Here is a 4,574-nt window from a genome sequence, read left to right on the forward strand (position 1 = left end):
CGGTCGGAGGAACCGGTCCGGACGACTCGCCGGACGACCCGGTCCCGGCGCGACAACCGAGCACGCACCCCTGGAGTCGGGCGGGCCGCCGAGCCCCGTCCGGCTCTCGCGCGTCCGGACCCGACCCGGCCCCGCGCGCACCGCCGCGCCCCGAAGCGTTCCGGGGTGGCCTGACCCGGCTCGCCTCCCCGTCCGGGCCGAGGTGAACCTCCAGCTCAGGGCTACCCGAGCCGTTCCACCGGAAACCCCGCGCACCGGATTCGCACCCCGCGCCCCCGCGGCGCCCGAAGGGCGTTCGCCCGCCCGGTGTCTCAACTCGGCACGGCGAGTTTGTCGACCTCGGACTGCGGGCACCTGACCCACAGCACGAGCGAGCGAGGGTGAGCGGCCCCGACCGGGTGAGACCGGCCGGAGACCGGCGCGAGTGGGAGGGTGCGGGTTGTGTCCCTGTCTCTGTCGACCAAGACCACGGGCAAGGTCGCGGTAGGGCCCGAGTGGTCCGCCGCGGACACCGGGGAGCTGGAAGCGGGCCAGCTGCTGGCCGGTCGCGACCGGCTCGACGGCCTGATCCGCACCGGCGGCACCGCCCAGGTGCACCGGGGGTGGGACACCCTGCTGCGGCGCGCGGTCGCGGTGAAGCTGGTCGCGCCCGGCGCGGGCCGGGCCGCCTACCGCAGGTTCGACAACGAGATGCACGTCCTCGCCGGGCTCAGTCACCCCAACGTGGTGTCCGTGTACGACGTCGGCGGTCGTGACCGGGACTCGTTCGTGGTGCTCCAGCTCGTGGACGGCCCCACGCTGCGCGACCACCTCGACCGGGGGCCGTTCAGCGAGGCCCAGACCCGGCTGCTCGGGGTGCTGCTGTCCGACGCGCTCGCCCACGTGCACGAGCACGGCGTGGCGCACCGCGACCTCACCCCCACCGGCGTCCTGTTCGACCACGCGGGCAAGCCGCACCTGGCCGACTTCGGCCTCGCCGGGCCAGGGGGCTCGCGCACCCGCCGCACCGACCGCCGCGTCGGCACCACCGCCTACCTCGCGCCCGAGCAGGTGCGCGGCGACGTGGTGGGGGAGCCCGCCGACGTGTACGCGCTCGGCCTGGTGCTGCTGGAGTGCCTGACCGGCCGCCCCGCGTTCACCGGCCGCACCGCGCTGTCCCGGCTGGGCCGCGCGCCGGAGATCCCGCTGTCCGCGCCGTCGGACCTGGCGCACCTGCTGTCCGCGATGACCGCCCGCCGCCCGAGGGACCGCCCCAGCGCCGCCGCGTGCGGGATGGCGCTGCGCGGTTTCGCCGCGCCCGTCCCGCCGCCCGCCGCCCCGTCCCGGCACCGGGTGCTCGTGGGCGCCGCGACCGCCGTCACCCTCGCCGCGATCGCCATGGCCGTCGGCCAGACCCCCGACCCGACCGTCGCCGCCCCGGCCGCCCCGACCGCGATCGAGGCGCCGCGCGGGCTGTGACCCCGGCGCCGCGATCCCGACGCTGTGACCCGCCGGTGCCGCGATCCCGACGCTGCGATCCGAGCACCGCGCCCCTGAGCGCTACGACCCCGAGCACCGAGACTCCCGAGCACCGAGACTCCCGAGCACTGACCCTGAGCCGAGCGCCGGAGACCTGCCAGGCGCTGCGATCCGGAGCCGCTACCCCCGAAACCGGTGACCCGAACACCGCGTCCCCGGCTCCGCACCCCGAAGTCGTCCCCGAACCCGCGATCCCGAGGCGGTGCCCCCGAGACCTGTGACCTGGACCACCAGCCGATCCCCGTCCCCGCCGGTTTGGCGCCCGTCCCCACCGGGTAATTGCTGACGCGCCTTGAAAAACCAGGGTGCCGCGTTGTGCTGTGCTGGGGGTGCCTAGGGATGAACACCACCGGGGTCGCGGACCTCCGGATCTCCGGGGGGCTGCTGCTCCCGCACCTCGTGCGGGAGCGGGTCGCCGCCGCCCTGCCCGGAGTCGAGCGGGACCGGCTGCTGGACCTGCTCATGGTGGTGAACGCCCTGGTGGAGAACGCGCTGGAGCACGCCGAGGGGCCGCGCGAGCTGCGCCTGTGCCGGTGGCCGGTGCGGGTGGAGGTCGACGACGCGAGCCCGCAGCTGCTGCCCGTGCTGGGCAGGCCGGGGCGCCGTCACCGGGGGTTGCTGCTGGTCAACCGGTTGGCGAGCCGCTGGGGGGTGCTGCCGTCCACCGGGGTGAAGACGGTGTGGGCGGAGGCGGGCTGGAGCCTGCCGCAGCCGCCGCCCGCGCTCGCCCGCCCGCAGGACGCCCACCCGCCGGAGGGGCGGGGCCCGAACGGTTCCGGCCCGAACGAGTCGAGCCCGAACGGTCTCGACCCCCGCGACCTGAGCGCCGAGGGGCTCCACCTCGACTAGCCCCCCGGCCGTTCGAGCGACCCCGGCTGCCCGGACCCGCTGGGACCGCTCCCGCGCCGCCGAGGTGTGCCGGGGCCGTGACCTGGTCGTTCCGGGTGGGAGAACCGACGCCCCCGCGGTCACGTCCCCGAAGCCCGACCTGCCCGACCCACCCGCCGAACGCGGCCCCCACGACCAGCCGGTCCGCCGCACCGCGCACCCCCGTGCTCACCCGTTCGGGCAGGTGGCGTCCCCGGAATCGCCCCCGGTGATTCCGGAATGATCGCCCGTTTGAGATACGGTCCAGGGGCTCCCAGACCCCGACCGCCGTCCACCGGGCACGGGCGGTCACGCGCCGGCGACCGGCGCGCGGGGCGAGAGGCGCAGACGGGCACACGGGATCTTCCGGGAAGTGCCGAATCCGAACGCACGGGGAGAGCGATGACGTCCACCGAGACGCGCCGGGGAGCCGCACCGCGCGGCGTCGAGCACCGGTCCAAACAGCGGGACGACATCCAGGGCCTGCGGGCGCTGGCGGTCGGCCTCGTGCTGGTCTACCACCTGCGGCCGACCTGGCTGCCCGGCGGTTTCGCCGGCGTCGACGTCTTCTTCGTCATCTCCGGCTACCTGATCATCGGCGCCTTGGTGAACGAGCTGCGCCGCAGCGGCCGGATCAGCCTCGTCTCCTTCTACGCCCGGCGCGCCCGGCGGCTGCTCCCGGCGGCCACCGTCGTGCTGCTCGGCGTCGCGCTGACGACCGTGCTGCTGCTCCCGGTGTCCCGGCACCCGGACGTGCTGCGCGAGGTCGTGGCCTCCGCGCTGAACGTGCAGAACTGGCAGCTCGCGATCTTCGCGGGCGACTACGCCAACGCCACCGCCGAGGCCTCCCCGGTCCAGCACTTCTGGTCGCTCAGCGTGGAGGAGCAGTTCTACCTGGTCATCCCGCTGGTCCTGATCCTCGCGGGGCTGCGCGGCGCCAGGCCCGGCCGGAACGCGTTCGTCGCGGTCCTGGCCATCACGGTCGCCTCGCTGGCGTTCTCGGTCCTCTACACCCCGCTCGACCACACCGCCGCCTACTTCATCACCCCCACCCGCATGTGGGAGCTGGGCATCGGCGGCCTGCTCGCGATCGGCCTCCCCCGGCTCGCGCTCTCCCGCGCCGCGCGCCTGGCGTCCGGCTGGCTCGGCCTGGCCGCCGTGCTGGCGGCGGCGTTCCTGTTCACCACCGCCATGCAGTTCCCCGGCTGGATCGCCCTGCTGCCCGTGCTCGGCACGGCCGCCCTCCTCGCGGCGGGCAGCGGCATGGGCGACGGGGGCGTGTCCGCGCTGCTGGCGCGGCAACCGCTGCGCTACCTCGGCGACATCTCGTACAGCCTGTACCTGTGGCACTGGCCGGTGCTGGTCTTCCTCATGGAGCACCTGGGCGTCACGCACCTTCCGTGGGAGTGGACGCTGGCCGCGGCTGCGGCGAGCGTGGCGCTGGCCGCCGCGTCGACCAGGCTGGTGGAGACCCCGATGCGGCACCTGTCGCCGCGCGCCGCCTACACCGCGGGCGCCGCCATGATCGCCGCGTCGGTGCTGGTCGCGGCCTACCCCTGGTACGCCGCGCAGGCCCGGATCGACGACCTGAAGGCCAACGCGGTCCTCGGCGACGACCACCCCGGCGCGCTCGCCAGGGACCCGCAGTACCCGGTGGAGGTGCCCACCGCGTCCCTGGTGCCCGACCCGGTCGTCGCGGGCGACGACATCGCCGAGGCGTGGGACGACGACTGCGGCAAGGTCGCCGTGGACCGCGAGGACTGCTGGTACGGCCCGGCCGACGCGCCGAGGACCATGGTGCTGCTCGGCGACTCGCACATGACCCAGCTCTCCGGCGCGCTCATCGACCTCGCGGAGCGCTCGGGCCAGTGGCGGGTCAGGATGCTCGTGCACGACGCCTGCCCGTTCAACGCGGAACCGCTCAAGGTCGCCGCGCCCGACGGCAAGCAGCGGCAGAACACCGAGCCGTTCGCCAACTGCCCCGCCGACGACCGGGCCAAGCGCGAGTGGATCCTGCGGGAGAAGCCGGACATGGTGGTCACCGCCGCCATGACCCCCCAGGTCTACAAGGAGGACATGAACTGGGAGTGGCCCTCCTACGAGCGGGCCGTCGAGGGCTACCGCGAGCACCTGCGGCCGATGGCGGAGGCGGGCATCGCGGTCGTGGGCATCCGCGACACGCCCCGCAG

3 protein-coding genes are annotated in these 4,574 nt (G+C 75.1%); all 3 read left to right on the forward strand.

What is annotated here, in order from left to right:
* Positions 1-441 precede the first annotated feature (441 nt).
* Positions 442-1,458, forward strand: coding sequence for a serine/threonine-protein kinase (locus ACTUAL_RS21510; RefSeq protein ID WP_440901514.1), 1,017 nt, complete (start codon positions 442-444; stop codon positions 1,456-1,458).
* 399 nt (positions 1,459-1,857) lie between these two features.
* Positions 1,858-2,367: an ATP-binding protein gene (locus tag ACTUAL_RS21515; protein WP_440901515.1), complete on the forward strand. Its 510-nt coding sequence runs from the start codon at positions 1,858-1,860 to the stop codon at positions 2,365-2,367.
* Between the two features lie 420 nt (positions 2,368-2,787).
* The coding region (locus ACTUAL_RS21520; RefSeq protein ID WP_440901516.1) for an acyltransferase family protein at positions 2,788-4,574 on the forward strand (1,787 nt) is incomplete at its 3' end.

This window comes from Actinosynnema sp. (assembly GCF_052038725.1).